This window comes from Vibrio casei, assembly GCF_002218025.2.
GTDB classification, from domain to species: domain Bacteria; phylum Pseudomonadota; class Gammaproteobacteria; order Enterobacterales; family Vibrionaceae; genus Vibrio; species Vibrio casei.
This window is the reverse complement of record NZ_AP018680.1, coordinates 2,664,297-2,687,220: the sequence shown is the minus strand read 5'-3', so window position 1 is coordinate 2,687,220 and position 22,924 is coordinate 2,664,297. Positions and strand designations below refer to the sequence as shown.

At 41.1% G+C, this 22,924-nt stretch carries 20 protein-coding genes, 1 tRNA gene, 2 rRNA genes and 1 riboswitch; of the genes, 19 read left to right on the top strand and 4 right to left on the bottom strand.

The window, feature by feature from the left end:
• The first annotated feature begins 107 nt into the window (after positions 1–107).
• The 10 genes from VCASEI_RS12565 (at position 108) to thiH (ending at position 10,917) form a co-directional block, all read left to right on the top strand.
• Positions 108–2,995 (top strand): 23S ribosomal RNA (locus VCASEI_RS12565).
• Positions 2,996–3,114: 119 nt separating this feature from the next.
• Positions 3,115–3,230, top strand: a 5S ribosomal RNA gene (gene rrf / locus VCASEI_RS12560).
• Positions 3,231–3,260: 30 nt separating this feature from the next.
• A tRNA-Asp gene (locus VCASEI_RS12555) sits at positions 3,261–3,337 on the top strand.
• A 596-nt stretch (positions 3,338–3,933) separates the two neighbouring features.
• Positions 3,934–4,317: a fluoride efflux transporter CrcB gene (crcB, locus tag VCASEI_RS12550; protein ID WP_086957793.1), complete on the top strand. Its 384-nt coding sequence runs from the start codon at positions 3,934–3,936 to the stop codon at positions 4,315–4,317.
• A 39-nt stretch (positions 4,318–4,356) separates the two neighbouring features.
• A riboswitch (TPP riboswitch) is annotated at positions 4,357–4,456 on the top strand.
• 123 nt (positions 4,457–4,579) lie between these two features.
• Positions 4,580–6,538, top strand: coding sequence for a phosphomethylpyrimidine synthase ThiC (thiC, locus tag VCASEI_RS12545; RefSeq protein WP_086957791.1), 1,959 nt, complete (start codon positions 4,580–4,582; stop codon positions 6,536–6,538).
• The gene (gene thiE, locus VCASEI_RS12540) at positions 6,538–7,878 is read left to right on the top strand and encodes a thiamine phosphate synthase (protein WP_086957789.1); all 1,341 of its coding nucleotides are present in this window, start codon (positions 6,538–6,540) and stop codon (positions 7,876–7,878) included. The genes thiC and thiE overlap by 1 nt, the downstream gene beginning before the upstream one ends.
• A gap of 34 nt (positions 7,879–7,912) precedes the next feature.
• Positions 7,913–8,662, top strand: coding sequence for a HesA/MoeB/ThiF family protein (locus VCASEI_RS12535; protein ID WP_086957787.1), 750 nt, complete (start codon positions 7,913–7,915; stop codon positions 8,660–8,662).
• 99 nt (positions 8,663–8,761) lie between these two features.
• On the top strand, positions 8,762–8,962 hold the full coding sequence (gene thiS, locus VCASEI_RS12530) for a sulfur carrier protein ThiS (protein WP_086957785.1): 201 nt from the start codon (positions 8,762–8,764) through the stop codon (positions 8,960–8,962).
• Positions 8,963–8,966: 4 nt separating this feature from the next.
• Positions 8,967–9,794 carry a thiazole synthase gene (locus VCASEI_RS12525; RefSeq protein ID WP_086957783.1) on the top strand — a complete coding sequence of 276 codons (828 nt, stop codon included), beginning with the start codon at positions 8,967–8,969 and terminating at the stop codon, positions 9,792–9,794.
• Positions 9,795–9,804: 10 nt separating this feature from the next.
• Positions 9,805–10,917 carry a 2-iminoacetate synthase ThiH gene (thiH, locus tag VCASEI_RS12520; RefSeq protein WP_089110836.1) on the top strand — a complete coding sequence of 371 codons (1,113 nt, stop codon included), beginning with the start codon at positions 9,805–9,807 and terminating at the stop codon, positions 10,915–10,917.
• Between the two features lie 148 nt (positions 10,918–11,065).
• Here the strand turns inward: thiH and VCASEI_RS12515 are convergent, their stop codons facing one another.
• Positions 11,066–12,862: an aminopeptidase P family protein gene (locus tag VCASEI_RS12515; RefSeq protein WP_086957778.1), complete on the bottom strand. Its 1,797-nt coding sequence runs from the start codon at positions 12,860–12,862 to the stop codon at positions 11,066–11,068.
• A gap of 333 nt (positions 12,863–13,195) precedes the next feature.
• On the opposite strand from VCASEI_RS12515, the gene tsrA reads away from it, so the two are divergent.
• Positions 13,196–13,483 carry an H-NS-like global regulator TsrA gene (tsrA, locus tag VCASEI_RS12510; protein ID WP_086957776.1) on the top strand — a complete coding sequence of 96 codons (288 nt, stop codon included), beginning with the start codon at positions 13,196–13,198 and terminating at the stop codon, positions 13,481–13,483.
• A gap of 56 nt (positions 13,484–13,539) precedes the next feature.
• Here tsrA and VCASEI_RS12505 read toward each other — a convergent pair whose 3' ends face one another.
• Positions 13,540–14,439, bottom strand: a complete 900-nt coding sequence (locus tag VCASEI_RS12505; protein ID WP_086957774.1) for a DMT family transporter — start codon at positions 14,437–14,439, stop codon at positions 13,540–13,542.
• A 104-nt stretch (positions 14,440–14,543) separates the two neighbouring features.
• Between VCASEI_RS12505 and rmuC the strand changes: the two genes are divergently transcribed.
• The 7 genes from rmuC (at position 14,544) to tatC (ending at position 20,733) form a co-directional block, all read left to right on the top strand.
• Positions 14,544–16,061: a DNA recombination protein RmuC gene (gene rmuC / locus VCASEI_RS12500; protein ID WP_089110837.1), complete on the top strand. Its 1,518-nt coding sequence runs from the start codon at positions 14,544–14,546 to the stop codon at positions 16,059–16,061.
• A 51-nt stretch (positions 16,062–16,112) separates the two neighbouring features.
• Complete coding sequence (ubiE, locus tag VCASEI_RS12495; protein ID WP_086957770.1) at positions 16,113–16,898, top strand: bifunctional demethylmenaquinone methyltransferase/2-methoxy-6-polyprenyl-1,4-benzoquinol methylase UbiE; 786 nt, start codon at positions 16,113–16,115, stop codon at positions 16,896–16,898.
• A 25-nt stretch (positions 16,899–16,923) separates the two neighbouring features.
• Positions 16,924–17,529, top strand: coding sequence for a ubiquinone biosynthesis accessory factor UbiJ (locus VCASEI_RS12490; RefSeq protein ID WP_086957768.1), 606 nt, complete (start codon positions 16,924–16,926; stop codon positions 17,527–17,529).
• A complete protein-coding gene (gene ubiB, locus VCASEI_RS12485; RefSeq protein ID WP_086957766.1) occupies positions 17,526–19,169 on the top strand; it encodes a ubiquinone biosynthesis regulatory protein kinase UbiB in 1,644 nt (547 codons plus the stop codon). Before VCASEI_RS12490 ends, ubiB begins: the two co-directional genes overlap by 4 nt.
• Positions 19,170–19,226: 57 nt before the next feature.
• On the top strand, positions 19,227–19,481 hold the full coding sequence (tatA, locus tag VCASEI_RS12480; RefSeq protein ID WP_086957764.1) for a Sec-independent protein translocase subunit TatA: 255 nt from the start codon (positions 19,227–19,229) through the stop codon (positions 19,479–19,481).
• Positions 19,482–19,484: 3 nt separating this feature from the next.
• Positions 19,485–19,907, top strand: coding sequence for a Sec-independent protein translocase protein TatB (tatB, locus tag VCASEI_RS12475; protein WP_086957762.1), 423 nt, complete (start codon positions 19,485–19,487; stop codon positions 19,905–19,907).
• Between the two features lie 73 nt (positions 19,908–19,980).
• Positions 19,981–20,733: a twin-arginine translocase subunit TatC gene (gene tatC / locus VCASEI_RS12470; protein ID WP_086957760.1), complete on the top strand. Its 753-nt coding sequence runs from the start codon at positions 19,981–19,983 to the stop codon at positions 20,731–20,733.
• Between the two features lie 100 nt (positions 20,734–20,833).
• On the opposite strand, the gene VCASEI_RS12465 is transcribed toward tatC, so the two are convergent.
• Entirely contained in the window at positions 20,834–21,601 is a 768-nt protein-coding gene (locus VCASEI_RS12465) for a TatD family hydrolase (RefSeq protein WP_086957758.1), read from the bottom strand.
• Between the two features lie 47 nt (positions 21,602–21,648).
• Positions 21,649–21,843 (bottom strand): hypothetical protein, encoded by a 195-nt coding sequence (locus VCASEI_RS12460; protein WP_086957756.1) that lies wholly within the window; start codon positions 21,841–21,843, stop codon positions 21,649–21,651.
• Between VCASEI_RS12460 and hemB the strand changes: the two genes are divergently transcribed.
• On the top strand, positions 21,830–22,867 hold the full coding sequence (gene hemB / locus VCASEI_RS12455; RefSeq protein WP_086957754.1) for a porphobilinogen synthase: 1,038 nt from the start codon (positions 21,830–21,832) through the stop codon (positions 22,865–22,867). The genes VCASEI_RS12460 and hemB overlap by 14 nt on opposite strands.
• Positions 22,868–22,924 lie beyond the last annotated feature (57 nt).

Below are 22,924 nucleotides of genomic sequence, written 5' to 3'. Positions count from 1 at the left end.
TTGTTCTATTGAGTCCGGCAAATCGTTTATTTTGGATTACCCTCCAAAATAAACAAAAACTAAACCTTATTTAGTTGAACATACATAAAGACCCTTTTGGGTTGTATGGTTAAGTGAATAAGCGTACACGGTGGATGCCTAGGCAGTCAGAGGCGATGAAGGACGTATTAACTTGCGATAAGCGTAGATTAGGCAGTAAAAGCCACTTGAGTCTACGATTTCCGAATGGGGAAACCCACGTGCATAAGCACGTATTATTAACTGAATACATAGGTTAATAAGGCGAACCGGGGGAACTGAAACATCTAAGTACCCCGAGGAAGAGAAATCAACCGAGATTCCGAAAGTAGCGGCGAGCGAAATTGGATTAGCCCTTAAGCTTTATATGCGTCAGGTGAAGGCTCTGGAAAGTGCCGCGATACAGGGTGATAGCCCCGTAACCGACAACGCATACTAAGTGAAAACGAGTAAGGCGGGACACGTGATATCCTGTCTGAACATGGGGGGACCATCCTCCAAGGCTAAATACTCCTGACTGACCGATAGTGAACCAGTACCGTGAGGGAAAGGCGAAAAGAACCCCTGTGAGGGGAGTGAAATAGAACCTGAAACCGTGTACGTACAAGCAGTAGGAGCACCTTCGTGGTGTGACTGCGTACCTTTTGTATAATGGGTCAGCGACTTATATTTAGTAGCAAGGTTAACCGTATAGGGGAGCCGTAGGGAAACCGAGTCTTAACTGGGCGTCGAGTTGCTAGGTATAGACCCGAAACCAGGTGATCTAGCCATGGGCAGGTTGAAGATTGAGTAACATCAATTGGAGGACCGAACCGACTAATGTTGAAAAATTAGCGGATGACTTGTGGCTAGGGGTGAAAGGCCAATCAAACCTGGAGATAGCTGGTTCTCCCCGAAAGCTATTTAGGTAGCGCCTCGGACGAATACTACTGGGGGTAGAGCACTGTTAAGGCTAGGGGGTCATCCCGACTTACCAACCCTTTGCAAACTCCGAATACCAGTAAGTACTATCCGGGAGACACACGGCGGGTGCTAACGTCCGTCGTGGAGAGGGAAACAACCCAGACCGCCAGCTAAGGTCCCAAAGTATAGCTAAGTGGGAAACGATGTGGGAAGGCTCAGACAGCCAGGATGTTGGCTTAGAAGCAGCCATCATTTAAAGAAAGCGTAATAGCTCACTGGTCGAGTCGGCCTGCGCGGAAGATGTAACGGGGCTAAGCTATACACCGAAGCTGCGGCATCCTAGTTTACTAGGATGGGTAGGGGAGCGTTCTGTAAGCCGTTGAAGGTGAACTGAGAAGTTTGCTGGAGGTATCAGAAGTGCGAATGCTGACATGAGTAACGATAAAGGGAGTGAAAAACTCCCTCGCCGGAAGACCAAGGGTTCCTGTCCAACGTTAATCGGGGCAGGGTAAGTCGACCCCTAAGGCGAGGCTGAAAAGCGTAGTCGATGGGAAACGGGTTAATATTCCCGTACTTCTTATAAATGCGATGGGGGGACGGAGAAGGCTAGGTGGGCCTGGCGATGGTTGTCCAGGTTCAAGTGCGTAGGCTAATTTCTTAGGTAAATCCGGGAAATTGTTAGGCTGAGACACGATGTCGAGCTACTACGGTAGTGAAGTCATTGATGCCATGCTTCCAGGAAAAGCCTCTAAGCTTCAGTTTGTAAGAAATCGTACCCCAAACCGACACAGGTGGTCGGGTAGAGAATACCAAGGCGCTTGAGAGAACTCGGGTGAAGGAACTAGGCAAAATGGTACCGTAACTTCGGGAGAAGGTACGCTCTTGTTGGTGATGAGACTTGCTCTCTAAGCTGACGGGAGTCGCAGATACCAGGTGGCTGCAACTGTTTATTAAAAACACAGCACTGTGCAAAATCGTAAGATGACGTATACGGTGTGACGCCTGCCCGGTGCCGGAAGGTTAATTGATGGGGTTATCTTCGGAGAAGCTCTTGATCGAAGCCCCGGTAAACGGCGGCCGTAACTATAACGGTCCTAAGGTAGCGAAATTCCTTGTCGGGTAAGTTCCGACCTGCACGAATGGCGTAATGATGGCCACGCTGTCTCCACCCGAGACTCAGTGAAATTGAAATCGCTGTGAAGATGCAGTGTACCCGCGGCTAGACGGAAAGACCCCGTGAACCTTTACTACAGCTTGGCACTGAACATTGACCCTACATGTGTAGGATAGGTGGGAGACTTTGAAGCATTCACGCCAGTGGATGTGGAGTCAACCTTGAAATACCACCCTTGTAGTGTTGATGTTCTAACTTAGCCCCATTATCTGGGGTGAGGACAGTGCCTGGTGGGTAGTTTGACTGGGGCGGTCTCCTCCCAAAGAGTAACGGAGGAGCACGAAGGTGGGCTAAACACGGTTGGACATCGTGTGGTTAGTGCAATGGCATAAGCCCGCTTGACTGCGAGAATGACAATTCGAGCAGGTGCGAAAGCAGGTCATAGTGATCCGGTGGTTCTGAATGGAAGGGCCATCGCTCAACGGATAAAAGGTACTCCGGGGATAACAGGCTGATACCGCCCAAGAGTTCATATCGACGGCGGTGTTTGGCACCTCGATGTCGGCTCATCACATCCTGGGGCTGAAGTCGGTCCCAAGGGTATGGCTGTTCGCCATTTAAAGTGGTACGCGAGCTGGGTTTAGAACGTCGTGAGACAGTTCGGTCCCTATCTGCCGTGGGCGTTGGAAGATTGAAGGGGGCTGCTCCTAGTACGAGAGGACCGGAGTGGACGAACCTCTGGTGTTCGGGTTGTCATGCCAATGGCATTGCCCGGTAGCTAAGTTCGGAATCGATAAGTGCTGAAAGCATCTAAGCACGAAGCGAGCCCTGAGATGAGTCTTCCCTGGCGCTTTAAGCGTCCTAAAGGGTTGTCGGAGACTACGACGTTGATAGGTTGGGTGTGTAAGCGCTGCGAGGCGTTGAGCTAACCAATACTAATTGCCCGTGAGGCTTAACCATACAACACCTAAAGGGTTTTGGTTGGACTTAATAGATATATAAGACATGCTTGAATGAGTGTGAGAACGAACAGCTTTCCGAATTAAGTTAAACGCTTTTGCGTTTAACCAAAGAATTTGCTTGGCGACCATAGCGCTTTGGACCCACCTGATTCCATGCCGAACTCAGAAGTGAAACGAAGTAGCGCCGATGGTAGTGTGGGGTTTCCCCATGTGAGAGTAGGACATCGCCAGGCTTTAAATTTAGTTTACTGAATAGACACTGCGGAGTGGTAGTTCAGTTGGTTAGAATACCGGCCTGTCACGCCGGGGGTCGCGGGTTCGAGTCCCGTCCACTCCGCCACTTATTTTTAGATGAAAGCCTGATTCGAAAGAGTCGGGCTTTTTTCGTTTTCATTAAATATTAATCTTTAAATATACTTATATTTTTAGGGTTAATTATGGCTACACAAGATAAAAACGGATAATTATATTTATTGTGATTATATCATTGAATATGTGTAATTATTTACAGGCAAGTCTAAACTATCTAATGATACCTGTAATATTTAGTTAGAAAAATTCGGTAAGATGGATTGGGTACAAAGACCAATGATACTTCAAGAAGGAACGAGCTTAGGTGTGATTATTATTTTTTGACTATTTACGTAATGCACTACTCCTCGTTAAGTTAAATAGTAATGATATTAAAACATAGTCAGTAATATTATATAAAGATGGGGGAGGCAGTTATTATCGGAAATGTATTCAAGTGGATTTTAGTTGTCTTCAATACCAATGCTTAAGATATTAAATAGAATACAGTGCAGTAGCTAAGTTTACTAGTAAATAGAATCATCCAATATTGTATACATCGGCGTTATAAAAATAATATATAATCTATGTGTTTAAGGTTTATCAACTTCCTTTTTATGCAATTAGTTAGATAGGAGTCCTGTGTTGGGGCAGCTAGTTATTTTAAGTTATATCGCGTTGGGTGGGGCTATCGGCGCCTGTTCTCGTTATTTGATTTCTGAGTTTTGTGTTGCGTTACTGGGAAGAGGCTTTCCGTATGGAACACTAACGGTCAATGTGGTTGGTTCTGCGATTATGGGGCTTCTAATGGCGGCGATGCAAAATGGTGTGATTGCAGAATCTCCTTGGCGATTGATCATTGGCTTAGGTTTTCTGGGAGCATTAACCACTTTCTCAACCTTCTCAATGGATAATGTTTTACTTATGCAGCAAGGTGCTTTTTTCAAAATGGGATTAAATGTGTTGTTAAATGTCTTTTTGAGCATTTCAGCCGCGTGGGTAGGTTATCATTTTTTGATTAAAAACTAAGCTTAACATTGTTATAAATTCGTTATCGTCTATACTATTTTTCACTTGTCGGAGTGCCATAAGGCTGAGACCGCGTCGTTGCGGGATCCGTGAACCTGATCAGGCTAATACCTGCGTAGGGAACGAGAGAAGAGTAATCCATATTACCCCTCTATTAATGTAGCTGTGTTTTTATTCTGCAGACCTGCATTCTTGTGCATCAAAATCCGTCAAGCATTTACTCCCTTGGGAGCCCTAACTCAAAAAGTTAAAGGAAAATGCTATGTCGTCAAGTCGCAAACAAGCTCGAATGGAAGCAAAAAATTTCATTGAGTCTTTATCTGTTCAACCTTATCCCAATTCATCTAAAACCTATATTGAAGGTAGCCGCGCTGATATCCGCGTCCCAATGCGAGAAATTTCGCTTGCTGATAGTTTAATTGGTGGCGGTAAAAATAATCCTGTTTTTCAACCTAATGAGCCAATCCAAGTTTATGATACATCAGGCTTGTATACCGATCCTGATTATCAAATCGACCTTTATACTGGCTTGCCAAAATTGCGTGAACAATGGATAGAAGAGCGCAGTGATACTGAAATTTTATCGGATGTCAGCTCCTCTTTTACTAAAGAAAGACTTGAAGATGAAACGCTAGATAATCTTCGCTATGGCAATTTACCCCGAATTCGTAAAGCTAAATCTGGCCAGTGTGTCACTCAACTTTATTATGCAAGACAAGGCATTATCACTCCTGAAATGGAGTTCATTGCGATTCGAGAAAATATGGGTCGCCAGAAATTTGCCGATGAACAAATGAACCAACAACATCCAGGTAATAACTTTGGTGCTAATTTACCCAAGGAAATCACGCCTGAATTTGTACGCCAAGAAGTAGCAGAAGGGCGTGCGATTATTCCTTCTAATATTAATCACCCAGAATCTGAACCTATGATCATTGGCCGTAACTTTTTAATTAAAGTGAATGCCAATATCGGTAACTCATCGGTGTCATCTTCAATTGAAGAAGAAGTTGAAAAACTCGTGTGGTCAACTCGTTGGGGGGGCGATACGGTAATGGACTTGTCTACTGGTCGTAATATTCATGAAACTCGTGAGTGGATTTTGCGTAACAGCCCTGTACCGATTGGCACGGTTCCAATGTACCAAGCATTAGAAAAAGTGAATGGTGTTGCAGAGGATCTTAACTGGGAAGTGATGCGTGATACCTTGATTGAACAAGCTGAACAAGGGGTGGATTACTTTACCATTCATGCAGGTTTACTGCTTCGCTATGTTCCTATGACCGCTAAACGCGTGACTGGTATTGTTTCTCGCGGTGGTTCTATTATTGCTAAATGGTGTTTAGCACATCACCAAGAAAGTTTTCTTTATACCCATTTTCGTGAGATTTGTGAGATTTGCGCTAAGTATGACGTGGCACTTTCTTTGGGCGATGGTTTACGTCCTGGCTCTATCGCAGATGCGAATGATGAAGCACAATTCTCTGAACTACGCACATTGGGCGAGTTAACCAAAGTGGCGTGGCAATATGATGTGCAAGTAATGATTGAAGGCCCAGGACATGTGCCTATGCATATGATTAAAGAGAACATGGATGAACAATTAAAGCATTGCCATGAAGCACCATTTTATACATTAGGCCCTCTGACAACCGATATTGCACCGGGTTACGATCATATTACTTCCGGTATTGGTGCGGCCATGATTGGTTGGTTTGGTTGCGCGATGTTGTGTTACGTCACGCCTAAAGAGCACCTTGGATTGCCAAATAAAGAAGATGTGAAAACTGGTTTAATAACTTATAAACTAGCCGCGCATGCTGGGGATTTAGCTAAAGGACATCCTGGGGCTCAAATCCGAGACAATGCCTTATCCAAAGCGCGCTTCGAATTTCGCTGGCATGACCAATTCAATTTATCGCTCGATCCTGAAACCGCGCTAGCATTCCATGATGAAACCCTGCCGCAAGAGTCTGGAAAAGTTGCTCATTTTTGTTCGATGTGTGGACCTAAATTTTGCTCGATGAAGATTTCACAAGAAGTACGAGAGTACGCTAAAGATACTAAACAGGTAGCAGCGGATCAGGCGATTAATATCAAGATGCTAGATGATCCACTAGAAGGAATGAGACAAAAATCAGCTGAGTTCCTAGCCACAGGATCAGAGTTATACCATCCGGCGGTATCTCATCAGCCTGAAGAATCGGAGCAAGAGGTTTAATGATTAAGATTAAATTGCCACCACAGCATGATGATATCAAAGAGATATTCTTGCAATGCTTAAGCGCAGCTAACCAAGTCGGATTTACCACTGATCATATTCAAGTAAGCCACAGTAATAATGGCGACTTTGTTTATCACAATGGTATTGAAGACAAGATATTTTCGGTGCAATTGAATGCTCCTATTCCTGCTTTTGAGGAGGAGTCAGAGCTAACATCAAATGCATTGGCCTCAAACTTATCTCAAAGCGAAGCTCGGCATTTAGTGTATTTAGATGGCGCTTCACTGCCGGCAGTATTGAATAAAAATGCCGTTTATATTGATGCACTATTTAATGGTGAGCATCATGATATTTGGCTTAATACTGAAGCAGAGTTTTGCGTTTTACGTTCAGCGCAGAACATACAACTGGAACCACATCGTCATTTAGCATGGTTCTTTTCTTGTCTTAGTTTGGACTTTCCTTTGGAAGATGCCTTAACTTTAGCGCGGGCGGCTGTATCGCATTCTCATATTTCATCATCAAAAAAATTGAACTCAGCAGATGCCGTGTTGAATGTTTCACGTGAAACATGGCCAAAAGAGCGCTTCTTATTTCCAGTACCATTATTGGTTAATGACCGGGTGGAGCAGGAATTAGAACTTCAGTTTCAGTGGGAGAATATTCAAGAGTCTTTGTTTGATTTTGCTGAGCTAGAAAGAGATAAATTTCGCTTATATCCAGTGGTGACGGAATTTACTCAAATTGAAACGTTACTAAAGTTTGGAGTGAAAACGATTCAGTTACGCATTAAGGATCCAGATCAAAGTGACTTAGAGTGGCAAATTGAGCAAGCAATAAGACTGGGGCGTGAGCATGATGCGCAAGTTTTTATTAACGACTACTGGCAACTTGCTGTTAAGCATAAAGCCTATGGTGTGCATTTAGGGCAAGAGGATTTACTTACCGCAGATTTAAGAGTAATTGAGCGTTCAGGTTTACGATTAGGTTTATCAACACATGGTTACTATGAAATCCTAAAAGCGGCACAACTCAATCCTAGCTATATTGCGCTTGGGCATATTTTTCCCACACCAACTAAACAGATGGTATCAAGACCACAAGGACTGACTAGGCTGCGTTTATATCAAGAAATGATCAGTAGCCTAGTACCAAGTGAGCCAACCGTTGCGATTGGTGGAATAGATTTATCCAATGCTCAGCAAGTTTGGCAATGTGGTGTAACGAGTTTGGCCGTTGTGCGTGCCATTACTCAAGCTCCTGATATACAATTAGCCATCAACTTATTTGCGCAAATTATGCAAACGGATGAGGCGCGTATTGCTGAATCAGCATAATTGGATTTGAGCTTAATTTTTTAAAAGGCTACTTATGAACGATTTACAGTTTCAACGCTATCAACGTCAAATTATGGTTCCTGAAGTTGGGGAGTCAGGCCAGGAGTTATTGCTTGCCAGTAAAATACTGATTGTTGGATGTGGTGGATTGGGTTCATCGGTCGCCTTATATCTTGCTTCTGCTGGTGTAGGTCAACTCGTCGTTGCCGATGGTGATTGTGTTGAATCGTCGAATTTACAACGCCAAGTGATTTATCGTGAATTCGATATTGGTGTGAATAAAGCGAAAGCAACGGTTAACCAAATCAAGCAGTTGAACTCGAGTAATAAAGTACGCAGTGTTGAGTCATTTTTAGAAAGCGACAGGCTAAATCTAGAAGTGATGATGGCGGATGTAGTACTCGATTGCAGCGATAACTTTCCCACTCGCCAAGCGGTTAACAAGGCTTGTGTTGAATCAGGTACGCCATTGATTTCCGGTTCAGCTATTGGCTGGGTCGGCCAGTTAATGACATTTGATTTTAGACAAAGTAAGCAGCCTTGTTACCACTGTGCTGTGCCGTATCAAGATGATAGTGCTGGATTGAAGTGTTCTGAAAATGGGGTAATCGGCCCAGTAGTTGGAACGTTAGGCAATTTACAGGCACTAGAAGCGATTAAGCTCATTACTCAAAACGCCAAGTTAAAACCGAATGTTCTAAATCTCTTTGATGGGCAATCATTAACTTGGCAAAAATTTAATATTAGCGTGGATCCTTCGTGTCCTATTTGTAGTCACTTATAAATAAATATTGGTCATTAATAACCGATGACTGAGATTATTGTGACTATTTTAATGAGTAAATAAGTTGAAGGGAACGCGTTCAAATTCTTAGGAAAGAAGATGAATATAATGATTAATGGAGAAACCATCGCATTGGATGTGCCGGTTTCCCTACAAGGACTAATCCAAGATCTAAAGGTTGATGTCAAGAATATAGCCATCACGGTAAATGATAATATTGTTCCAAAGTCACGTTGGCATGAAGTGCATGTTAATTCTGGTGATGATATTTCACTTTTCCAAGCAATTGCAGGGGGCTAATTTTATGAATACTCAATCATCTTATCAAGGTTCAAATCTCAGTATCGAGTCAGATACTTTCGGCTCTGATTCTTTTGTGATTGCAGATAAAGTATTTACTTCTCGCTTATTCACCGGAACCGGAAAGTTTGCCAATAAACACACGATGGCTCAAGCATTGGCAGTTTCAGGCTCTCAATTATCTACAATGGCGTTAAAGCGCGTCAATATACATAATCAAGACGATGATATTTTACAGCCACTAATGGAAGCAAAAATTAACCTATTGCCGAACACTTCTGGTGCAAAAAATGCCAAAGAAGCAATTATGGCAGCAGAGTTGGCTCGTGAAGCACTCGGAACCAATTGGTTAAAGTTAGAAATCCATCCCGACCCTAAATATCTGATGCCAGACCCAATTGAAACATTAAAAGCAGCAGAAGAGTTGGTTCGACTTGGTTTTGTAGTACTACCATATTGCCATGCTGATCCGGTTCTTTGTCGTCATCTTGAGCAGGCAGGTTGCGCTGCCATCATGCCACTCGGTTCACCTATTGGATCGAATAAAGGCTTAGCATCAAAAGATTTCTTAGAAATTATCATTGAGCAAGCCACTATTCCTGTGATTATCGATGCAGGGATTGGGGCACCTTCACATGCAGCCCAAGCGATGGAGTTAGGCGCGGATGCCGTGTTGGTCAATACCGCTATTGCTGCTGCTAGCGATCCAATTATGATGGCAAGAGCATTTAAATATGCAGTAGAAGCGGGACGATTAGCTTACCGTTCAGGATTAGCTGGCGCGAGTCAAAAAGCGATAGCTTCCAGCCCATTAACGGCATTTTTATCTTAGGTGGCTTGTGATGAGTTATATTGATGAATTTAAAAAATTGGATTGGGATAGTATTAAGCTGTCGATTTACAGTAAAACAGCGCAGGATGTTGAACGCGCTTTAGCTAAACCCAAGTGTGATTTAGAAGATTTTAAAGCGCTAATATCACCTGCGGCTGAATCGTATTTAGAGTTAATGGCACAGAGATCTTATGCGTTAACACGTCAAAGATTTGGTCATACGATGGGGTTTTATATACCGCTTTATCTTTCTAATCTCTGTGCTAATTCGTGTAGTTATTGTGGTTTCTCCATGGACAATCGAATTAAGCGAAAAACGCTAGATCAGAATGAAATTAGTGATGAGATAGCGGCTATCAAAAAAATGAAATTTGATAGTGTCCTATTGGTTACCGGTGAGCATGAAACCAAAGTTGGGATGAATTATTTTCGACAAACTCTGCCGTTGATTAAAAAATCATTCAGTTATCTAGCTATGGAAGTTCAACCGCTTGATCAAGATGATTACGCTGAGTTGAAAACGCTAGGTTTGGATGCGGTGATGGTGTACCAAGAAACTTATCATCCATCGACTTATGCCTTGCATCATTTACGCGGTAATAAACAAGATTTTTATTATCGGTTAGAGACACCAGACAGATTGGCTAAAGCAGGCATCGATAAAATTGGTATTGGTGCATTAATCGGGCTGGAAGAGTGGCGAACTGATTGTTTCTTTGCAGCCAGTCATTTGAACTATTTGGAAAAGCGGTATTGGCAAAGTCGTTATTCAATTTCTTTCCCACGATTAAGACCATGCGAAGGTGGAGTTCAGCCAAAATCGGTAATGTCAGATAAACAACTGGTACAACTTATTTGTGCCTATCGTTTATTTAATCCACAGGTTGAATTGTCATTATCGACTCGTGAATCACCTGAGTTTCGAGACAATGTTTTAGGTTTGGGAATTACTAGCATTTCGGCGGCTTCAAAAACACAACCAGGTGGTTATGCCAATGATGATGTTGAGCTTGAGCAGTTTGCGATTAGTGATGAGCGTTCTGCCGCATCGGTAGCAGAAGCGGTGAAATCTCGTGGTTATGAAGCAGTATGGACGGATTGGCATCATGTATACTCTGGATGAGTAGTGCTTTAATTCTAGCTTAATGTTTCACGTGAAACATTAAGCTATAAAGGCCCACAATTGAAATTCATTGTGGGCCTTTTTATTTTTGTTTACTCAGTTGTGCTGACTTACTTATCAGCGTGAGTTTAGCTATGTTTTGTAACCCTTAACTTGCGTCATAAGACAAAGGGGAGGTCGCTTGTTCTAACCACGCTTTCACTTCACCTTCAACCAGAGGACTTAAATCGCTCCACACTTTTTGATGATAGTCGTTTAACCAAGCTAACTCAGGGCGGTTTAACATATCAATATTGATCGCTCGAGTATCAATTGGGCAACGAGTTAAAGATTGAAAACCAAGTACTTCAAGATCGCCAGCCGACTCAACATTACTAATCAGTTCCAAGTTCTCGATACGAATACCAAATTCATCGGTACGGTAGTAACCCGGTTCATTGGAAACTACCATACCAGCTTGTAGAGCTACGCCGTTGTAAGCTGGGGAAATACGTTGTGGCCCTTCATGTACACTTAGGAAGTGACCAACACCATGACCAGTACCATGATCGTAATTGTAACCTTTTGCCCACAAGAATTGGCGAGCTAACACATCGAGTTGGCTGCCAGTTGTGCCTTTTGGAAAGCGTGCACTTGCCAAAGCAATATGACCTTTTAGCACCAAAGTAAATTGTTGTTTCATGAAGTCACTTGGTTGCCCAATCGCCACGGTACGTGTGATATCCGTAGTGCCATCTTGATATTGACCACCCGAATCTACTAAGTACAAACTGTTGAGTGACAGTTTGCCAAATTCAGGCTGATCAGCATGATTGTAATGACACATTGCCGCATTACTGCCAGCGGCGGAAATAGTATCGAAACTTAAGTCAGCAAGCGTTGAGTCTTGTTCGCGATAGTATTGAAGTTTGGTCGCCAGAACATCTTCATCATGCATTTGACCTTGTTCCACTTCTTTATCTAGCCAACTTAAAAAGCTCACCATGGCAACACCATCACGTACATGGCAATTGATCATCCCTTGTGCTTCTACTGAGTTTTTACAAGCTTTAACGAGTAAGCATGGATCGGCTGCAGGATGGATAATGGCATTATGCTTTTGTAAGGTCAGAGTAAACCATGCGTTACTGGTGTTTGGATCAACCAGCACTTGCTTATTGGCGAGAGTGGCTAAAATCTTCTCAAGATCCTGCGGTTCATGCACTCGTACATTTGGGCCAACATGTTGAGTGAAGTCACTAGGAATACGATGAGCAGCGATAAAGAAATCTACGCTTGAATCTTGATGAATAATGGCATGACTTAATAGTACTGGCAGACGAGAAACATCTAACCCGCGAATATTGAGCAACCAACAAATAGAATCTAATTGGGTAAGAAGCGCAGCATCGATATTGGTGTGTAAAAGAGTGTCCGCAATGTGCTGACGTTTTGCCTCACTCGATTGACCTACTAATTCCAGATCCATCAATCGCATCGTGGATTCAATCGGATCAGGGCGATCTTGCCAAATTGTATCAATTGGATTTTGATCGACACTGATTGTATTCAAATGGCCAGATAATTGTTGCGATGCTTTTTCAAACCATGTAGCTGAGTGCATTTTAGGATCGATAGCTAAGCGGGCACCTTGCTTTAGGTTCTGGGTAGCCCAAGTTAATGGTGGCTCTTGAATTAAATGATGGTAAGAGAAAACGTCATTTGGTGTTTGCTTTGTAACTTGAATCGTATAACGGCCATCGACAAAAATAGCAGCTTGTTCCTGTGTGATGATGGCTGCGCCTGCTGAACCAACAAATCCTGAGATATAAGCGAGGCGTTCATTATGTTCGGGAATATATTCGCCGAGAAATTCATCTTCGTGAGGAATGATGATTGCATCGTAGTCATTTTTTATTAGCCACTGGCGTAAACGCTCAATACGATTTAGAATTTCTTTTTTCATCTTGATTATCCTTATCTTCATATAGGAAAGCTTTATTGGTCGCTCTTTCCATATAGCCATAGATGTAAATTTAGTGGTTTGATACTACCACCATGCTTATAATCTGTAATGAAAACAACTATGAAAAATTGATATATAGCGGAAAAGAATTTCTAGATGAGATAGATTTGCAAAGCTTTGTAAAATGACATGTCTATAGACACTTTTGAGATTAAATTTTAACATTGAATATACGAATTATAATTGGCTAAACTGAAAATCGAGCGTATATTTAACTTACATTCGCGACTCCCCCCTTTCTATATTTAAAACTACTGGAATATTATATTTTATATGTCACTAACTACTTATGAAATGGCTCGAATTTTAGAGCAATTGGATGAAAGTCCTGAAAAGGTTATGTTTGGTAAATTGTTAATCCAATTAGGAAACCAAAGTGAAGACCGTGTTAGAAGTGCAGCGAAGCAGGTACCTTTAGAATTGCTAAGAGATATTATTTATCAGTTTCAAGTTGTTTTAGAATCGCGCAAAGGTGAGCATATTCAGAAAATAGCCAATGATTTAAAAGCGGAAGGCATTTCAGTTGAAGATCTTAAAAGTTATATTGAAAGCAAAAAATAAAGTACAGATATATTTTTATCAGACAAGCCTTCTACTTTTAAACTATTGATTTAACGTTATTTATCACCCAATTTTATCTGTTGAATAGCCAATCCTAATAAAATAAATATCAATCCTATAATTGTCGATATATATATTGTCTCGCCAATAATTTTAGCAAGCAGCATTAAAGAAATAAACGGTGATAGAAATATTAAGTTACTGATTCGAGAAGTATTTTTAGTATTCTTTAATGCTGTAAGCCAAGCAACAAATGTAATGCCCATTTCAAACAACCCGACATAAATGACGGCTAGCCACCCCCTTCCAGTTACTTCTTGCCATTCAAAGCCTTCATACCAAACTAACGCTCCCGAAAAGGGCAATGACACAACAAAGCCCAACAATACAACGATGATAGGGTTGGCTTTATTACGTGCGTTAAGTATCCAATATCCGGCCCATAATAAAGTCGATAATAATGCTAATCCAACGCCTAATGGACTATCAAATTGTAAAGAGAATAGATCACCTTTAGTGGCAATAATGAGTACGCCTAAATAGCCTAATCCGCAAGCTACCCAATCTTTCTTACGTATTTTGTGCCCCAAAAACAGTGCAGCCATTAAGGTTAGCGTAATAGCCCAACTGTAATTTAGAGGTTGGGCTTGTGAGGCAGGTAATAAATCGTAGGCTTTAAATAAAATTAAGTAATAGCCCAAAGGGTTAATCAGTCCTAACAGCAAAAAATAGCTAGGGTTACTTAAAAAGGTGGATGTGATTTGGGGCAAGGTTCGGTTACAAGCGCAAATAATGATAAGGGTACAAGTCGATACTAAGCTTGCAATAAAGAGCATTTGAATTGGGCTCAATTGCTGCAAGGTTAATTTAAACGCTGTGGCAACTGTAGACCAAAGTAAAACAGCAGTAAGGCCATAAATGATCGCCTTACGCTCTGTATTTGTTGGAGAAGCCATAAATTAATAATCCTGATTAGAGCAAGTAAGTTTACAGTTAACTGGACATTTATCCAGTATTGAATATGATCTGTATAAACGAATGAAATGATAAAAGGGTGCTTATGCAGTGGTTTAATGATAGTAACGATTTGATTGGGCTTTTTCTAATAGTAATCCTAATAATTTTGGTTGCGGTCAACCTATGGTTGAGAAGCCGTTATTTACATAAGGTTGAATTATTAACTCAACAACATCAATCGGATTTACAAACGCAATACCAAAAAATTCAACAACTTAAAAATGAGCTAGAACAAAGTCATAAAGAACTTGAAGCGCTGGATTTAGAAAGAGATAAATCCGAATTTGAAGCTCGAAAGTCATATGGTCAATTAATGGCGGCCAATGAAAGATTGGTGTTTCTTGAAACCTTGCAAAAAGACATTCGTGATCTTCAGCAGCAGCATGAGACGTTACGTTCAACCAATCATGAATTGAGCGCAATGATGAGAGAGCAAAGTGCTAGACATGAAGAAGAAAAACGCTCATCTCAAGAGAAGCTGGAGTTATTAGAAAAAGCAGAAAATCGGTTAAAAGTTGAGTTTGAAAGTTTAGCCAATCAGCTTTTTGATACGAAAGTAAAAAGTGTTGATGAACAAAATAAGCAAAGCTTAGACAGCTTATTATCACCATTAAAAGAACAGTTAAGTGGATTTAAAAAACAAGTCTCAGATAATTTTCATTCGGAAGCGAAAGAGCGCCATACTTTAGTGCACGAGATTAAACAGTTGCAAAAACTGAATGAACAAATGGCTCAAGACGCAGTAAATTTAACACAGGCATTAAAAGGCGATAATAAGCAGCAGGGCAACTGGGGGGAAGTTGTACTTGCTAAAGTGCTACAAGACTCAGGATTACGTGAGGGCCATGAATATCTGACTCAAGTTAGTTTGAATCATCCGCATATCGGCAAGCGTTATCAACCGGATGTCATTGTTAATCTACCGGAAAATAAGCAAGTCATTATTGATTCTAAGATGACGCTGGTGGCTTTCGAACGCTATTTTAATGCGGAAAATGAAGGACAAAAAGAAAGGGCATTAAATGAACATTTAGTTTCAATGCGTAGTCATATTAAGTTGCTTAGTCAAAAAAATTATCAGCAATTAAAAGGAATTACGTCGCTAGATTATGTCCTAATGTTTATTCCTATTGAACCTGCTTTTCAATTGGCAATAGAGAAAGATCCAAGTCTCGTACGAGATGCGCTAGAACAAAATATCATTGTGGTGAGCCCGACCACCTTACTTGTGGCATTGCGAACAATTAATAATTTATGGCGTAATGAAAGGCAGAATCAAAACGCGAAGTTAATCGCAGAACGTGCCAGTAAATTGTACGACAAAATGCGCTTATTTGTTGATGATATGGAAGCCGTTGGTCAGGCGTTAAATCGAGCACAAAATAGTTATCAAGGTGCGATGAATAAATTATCGACTGGACGAGGTAATCTAATTCGTCAAGCTGAAGGATTTAAAGAGTTAGGCGTAGAAGTTAAAAAAAGCATCAGTCAGGAAATCACTGAAATTGCGCAAAATGACTCTGACAAGCACAGACAAGTGATTGAGGATAAAGTAAACTAACCGTAATTAGAATTAGCTCGCATCTGTATCTAAGTTGGAGTACTGGTAAACATGACGGATAAGCACATACAATCAGATAACGTGAATACACCACGAAATGACACAACACATTTTGGTTTTACTACTGTTGCCAAAGAGCAAAAAGTAGAAAAAGTTGCTGAGGTCTTTCACTCAGTTGCGGCGAAATACGACATTATGAATGATCTCATGTCTGGGGGGATTCACCGTATTTGGAAGCGATTTACTATCGATTGCAGTGGTGCTCGACCGGGGCAGCGCATTTTAGATTTAGCTGGTGGTACTGGTGATCTTACCGCGAAATTTTCACGTATCGTTGGTGATGCTGGTCAGGTGATTTTGGCTGATATTAATAATTCAATGCTTAATGTTGGACGCGATAAATTACGCGATCTCGGTATTATTGGTAATGTACATTATGTACAGGCTAACGCTGAAGAATTACCATTTCCAGATGATTACTTTGACTGTATTACCATTAGCTTTGGTTTGAGAAATGTCACCGATCAAGATAAAGCTTTACGTTCGATGTTTCGGGTACTTAAACCAGGCGGTCGCTTGTTGGTACTCGAGTTTTCTAAGCCGAAGGTAGAGGCTTTATCAAAGGTTTATGATTTGTATTCATTCCACTTATTACCAAGAATTGGTCAAGCAATTGTGAATGATGCTGATAGCTACCGTTACTTGGCTGAATCTATTCGAATGCATCCTGATCAAGAAACGTTGAAAGGTATGATGGAAAATGCAGGCTTTGATCAAACAAAATACTTCAACTTAACCGGCGGTATCGTTGCCTTACACCGCGGATATAAGTTTTAATAATTGGTTATGTTAAGGACGGCTTATGCCATTTGAACCACTCGTTACGGGGCTAATTGAAACCTCTTTTAATCGCTTAATTAATGATGAAACACAATATCAACAACAGGTTGCGCGCTTAAAAGGCAAAGTGATTCATATCCACCTACAAGAATTAAATCGTCAATTGATTTTTGTATTCAGTCACCAAGTGGATGTATTAAGTCAGTATGAAGGACAGCCGGATTGTTATCTCAGCTTAACCCTTTCTGTCTTGCCACAATTGAAAGAGCAAGCCAATATCACGCAATTAATTAAGCAAGATAAGCTTGTTCTAGAAGGTGACATTCAACTTGCTCAGAAATTTTCTCAATTGATTTCGGATATTAAACCCGATATTGAAGAGTGGTTGTCTCGAGTGACGGGAGATGTGGTTGCGCATGTTTTCGTTCAAGGAGCAAAAAGCCACCTTGATTGGTGTAAGTCTAGTTTACAAAGCCAACAGAAAAAACTCGGCACAGTATTAACACAAGAGTGGCAAGTCGCTCCTAATGGCTTAGAGGTGGCGGCATTCTGTGACCAAGTTGATGATGTGGTCAGCCAATGTGGTCGCATAGAACAACGCATTAATCGTTTGGTATCGAATTCATGACATTAACCGAGATACGTCGCCTATATAGAATCATTCAAATTCAATTAGAATATGGTTTAGATGATTTATTACCCGATCATGAATTAGTTAAATGGCCACGCCGTGCATTAAAATTGGCTTTTTGGATTCGTCGAAAACATAGAGATAAAGATGTTGGGCAACGTTTACGTTTAGCTCTCCAAGAGCTTGGTCCTGTTTGGATTAAGTTTGGACAAATGATGTCAACTCGACGAGATCTTTTTCCTGATTACATCGCGGATCCGCTTGCATTACTACAAGATAAAGTGAGTCCTTTTGATGGAAAGCTCGCGAAACAACAAATTGAAAAGTCACTTGGTGGCCCTGTTGAGCAATGGTTTGATGAGTTTGATATAGAGCCATTAGCCTCGGCCTCTATAGCACAAGTGCATACAGCAAAAGTCAAAGAGACCGGACAAGAAATCGTTCTTAAAGTAATTCGCCCTGATATCAAGCCCGTTATCCATGCTGATCTGAAGCTAATGTATCGAATGGCAAAAATTGTCGCTAAATTCATGCCTGATGCTCGACGTTTAAAGCCGGTTGAGGTCGTCGGAGAATACGAAAGGACATTGCTGAGTGAGTTGGATTTACGCTGTGAAGCGGCGAATGGGTTACAGTTAAAAAGAAATTTTTCAGGAAGTGATGATTTATATTTTCCAGAGATATTGATGGACCTCAGCAGTGAACATCTCATGGTGTCCGAACGAATTTATGGTATTCAAGTTTCAGATATTAAAACGTTATCGTCTCATAATGTTAATATGAAATTATTGGCTGAAAAGGGGGTAACCGTCTTTTTCACTCAAGTGTTTAGAGACAGTTTTTTTCATGCCGATATGCACCCAGGCAATGTTTTTATTTCTTGGAATACGCCAGAAAATCCAATGTGGATAGGGTTAGATTGTGGGATTGTTGGTACGCTTAATAATGAAGACAAACGATATTTAGCCGAAAACTTCTTAGCCTTTTTCAACCGTGATTATCGTCGAGTGGCACAATTACATGTTGATTCTGGTTGGGTTCCGCCTGATACCAATATTGTTGATTTTGAATCGGCGATAAGAACGGTATGCGAACCTATTTTTGCTAAACCCTTGTGTGAGATCTCCTTTGGTCATGTCCTACTAAACTTATTTAATACTGCGCGTCGATTTAACATGGAAGTGCAGCCACAATTAGTATTATTACAAAAAACATTATTGTACGTGGAAGGACTTGGTCGACAGTTATATCCACAGCTAGATTTATGGCAGACAGCAAAACCATTTCTTGAAAAATGGATGATGGACCAAGTTGGACCGAAAGCAGTATTTAATGCAGTTAAAGATAAAGCACCATTATGGGCAGAAAAACTACCAGAGCTACCAGAGTTATTGTATGAAACTTTAAAGCGAGGTCGTGATTTAGATCAAAATGTAGCACGTTACTTTGTCCTATATTCCGCAAACAAAAGAAAGCAAACAACCGGTCTATTTTTATTTGGCATTGGGGCAACATTAATCGTATGCTCAGCAGTATTGCAGTTAAGTCATTCAGACTGGCATTTAGGGCTATCTGGTGGTTTTGCCGCAGTAGGCCTTATTTCTTGGTTGGCAAGTTGGCGTGCTTACCGTAATTAAAACGTAAACAATGCACATTAATATGTGTTTCTTTTTATTTGACCCGAGGTAAAGAACATGGGCGGAATTAGTATTTGGCAACTTTTGATCATTGTTGTCATCGTAGTTTTGTTATTTGGTACTAAGAAACTACGTGGTATCGGTGGTGATTTAGGTTCAGCAGTCAAAGGCTTTAAAAAAGCCATGAGCGATGAAGATGCTTCTGCTAAATCGACAGAAAAAGATGCAGACTTCGATACTAAATCAATTGATCAAGCTAAAGTAGACGCAGCCGCAGAAGCGGAAGCTAAAAAAGAAAAAGAGCAGGGTTAATCGGTGTTTGATATCGGTTTTTGGGAGCTGGTATTAATCTCGGTTGTTGCCTTGGTTGTGCTTGGCCCTGAACGGCTTCCCGTTGCTATTCGCAGTGTGACAAAGTTTGTTCGTACGGCAAAAAGCATGGCGAATAGTGTTAAAGATGAATTGTCTCAGGAACTTAAAATCCAAGAGTTACAAGATAATCTTCGTAAAGCAGAGCAAATGGGAATGAAAGATTTATCCCCTGAATTGCAATCTTCGATTGAAGAACTGAAAAAGGCCGCACAAGATGTTCAGCGCCCTTATGCAAAAAATTCGATCAAAGAGCCTTCGACACAAGAGACATCTAATTTAGAAAGTGTAAGCTCACCAGAACATGTTTCCGAAAGTCTGGAATCAGAAAAAAAAGATCCCACGCTTTCCCAAAATAAAAACCAGTAAATATTGTTCGTTTACTTATTGCGCCTCACTCTTATAAACTACAGAGTAAGGCGTTTCATGATTGAGGTTTTACATGTCGACTCAAGAAGAAGCTCAACCTTTAATTAGTCACTTGATTGAGCTTAGAAATCGAATATTGAAAGCTTTAGCGTCTGTACTAGTGGTATTTATTTGTTTAGTTTGGTTTTCTAGCCAGATCTATGAATTTGTATCAGCACCACTCATTGATCGCCTTCCTGTCGGTGCAACAATGATTGCGACGGATGTCGCCTCACCATTTTTTACCCCACTAAAGCTAACTTTAGTCGCTTCGGTATTTGTTGCTGTTCCTCTGGTGCTCTATCAAATATGGGCATTTGTCGCTCCTGGCCTTTATAAGCATGAGCGCCGTTTAATTATTCCTTTGCTAATATCAAGTTCATTACTATTTTACTGTGGTGTCGCATTTGCTTACTTTGTGGTATTCCCACTTGTTTTTAGTTTTTTTACGGCGATTTCTTTAGGGGGGGTTGAATTTGCTACTGATATATCCAGTTATTTAGATTTTGTGCTTTCATTGTTTATGGCGTTTGGTATTGCTTTTGAAGTGCCGGTTGCGATTATTTTACTTTGTTGGACAGGGGCTACGGATACCAAGTCATTATCAGAAAAACGACCTTATATTATCGTTATTGCTTTTGTGGTCGGTATGTTATTAACACCGCCGGATTTGGTGTCTCAAACGTTATTAGCAATACCTATGTGTATTTTGTTTGAGATAGGCTTGTTCTTCTCACGTTTCTACACTAAACCACGTAATAAGGAAGACGATCAGGACGACGAATAGTTTAAATAGGATTTAAGTACTCGTATTTTTAATCTTTTAAGCGCAGCTCATATCAGCTGCGCTTTTTTGTTTCATATGAAACAAAATAGATGGAAAGAGATTAACGCTCTAAATTGAATAATGAATGAGTGTTTCGGTCTGTTAGCTGTGTGACACCTTCGATGCTCATTTCTCGCAAATCAGCAATACGTTGCGCGACCAATGGCATAAAAGAGGGCTCATTACGTTTACCTCTATGAGGTGTTGGTGCAAGGTAAGGGCAATCGGTTTCTAAAATTATGTAATTTAAATCGAGGTGAGGAATAACTTTATCCATGCCGCCATTTTTAAATGTGGACACGCCTCCAATGCCTAGGTGAAAGCCCAATGCATTGATAGCTTGTGCTTGTTTTACACTGCCGCCAAAGCAATGGAAAACACCAGTCAGGTTTCCATCTTGTTCTTTTTCTAGGATCTCTAGCGTCTGCTCTATCGAATCTCGAGTATGGATAACAACTGGAAGGTTAAGTTCTTTAGCCCACTGAAGCTGAGTCTGAAACGCATATTCTTGCTCTGATTGGTACGTTTTATCCCAGTATAAATCGATGCCAATTTCACCAACTGCAATGAAATTATGTTTTTCAAACCAGCTTCGGATGACGGCTAAATCTTGTTGGATATTGCCATTCACATAGCAAGGGTGCAATCCCATCATAGAATGACATACCGTTGGATAAGCGGCCTGTGTGGCAAGCATCGGTTCAATGGATTCTAAATCAATATTGGGGAGCAGAATTTTATTGATACCAAGATCGAGAGCCCGCTGAACAACCTCATCACGATCATTGTCGAATTCTTTTGCGTAAATATGGGCGTGGCTATCAATCATAAAAAACTCATTGGTTATTGAAGTTATAGTACCAGTATATACATAACTTACTTGGGGATAAATGCCAGAGGTTCCGGCTCATTATCATATAATTTTTTTGATGCTTGGAATGGAGCAACACCTTCTTTAGGTCGAGATGATTCTTTACTTCCAAGGTGTGATGACAATGATATGATGGAGACAAGCAACATAAAATAGCTAGCCAATTTATCGATAAGGAGAGTTAAGGTGTCAGTATCCATTCAAGGTCAATTCCCAGGTCGCCGTCTGCGTCGTATTCGTAAACATGATTTTAGCCGTCGCTTAGTCGCTGAAAATAGCGTAAGTGCGAATGATTTAATTTATCCAATGTTTGTTCTTATGGGTAAAAACCGAAGAGAGCCGGTTGAGTCGATGCCAGGTGTCGAGCGCCTCTCTATCGATTTATTGTTAGAAGAGGCTGATTATCTATCTAAATTGGGGGTGCCTGCCATTGCACTGTTCCCTGTCGTAAACCAAGATGTAAAATCGTTATGTGCAACCGAGGCATATAACCCTGAGGGTTTGGTGCAACGAGCGGTACGTGCACTCAAAGAGCATGTGCCTGATATTGGCGTCATTACGGATGTAGCTTTAGATCCATACACGACACATGGTCAAGATGGCATTATTGATAATGATGGCTATGTCTTGAATGAAGAGACGACAGACGTTTTAGTTAAGCAAGCCTTATCTCATGCACAAGCCGGTGCTGATGTTGTGGCACCATCAGATATGATGGATGGTCGAATTGGTAAAATTCGAGAAGCACTGGAAAAAGCAGGATATATTCATACTCAAATTATGGCTTATTCTGCTAAATACGCGTCTAACTATTATGGTCCATTCCGTGATGCCGTCGGCTCGAGTAGTAACTTGAAAGGTGGCAATAAGAAAAACTACCAAATGGATCCGGCCAATAGTGATGAAGCGATTCATGAAGTTGCCATGGATATCAATGAAGGTGCGGATATGGTGATGGTGAAGCCAGGTATGCCTTATTTGGATATTGTTCGTCGAGTGAAGACGGAATTACAAGTGCCTACGTTTGCTTATCAAGTTTCGGGTGAGTATGCCATGCATAAAGCCGCCATTCAAAATGGTTGGCTAAAAGAAAAAGAAACTGTGATGGAATCTTTACTGTGTTTTAAGCGTGCTGGTGCTGATGGTATTTTGACTTATTTTGCTAAAGATGTTGCTGAGTGGTTGGCGCAAGATGCGATTTCAGCCGATATAGATGTTGATTAATGCTCTATCTGAAACAAAAAATGGGAGCCAATCATTAGGCTCTCATTTTTATTAATG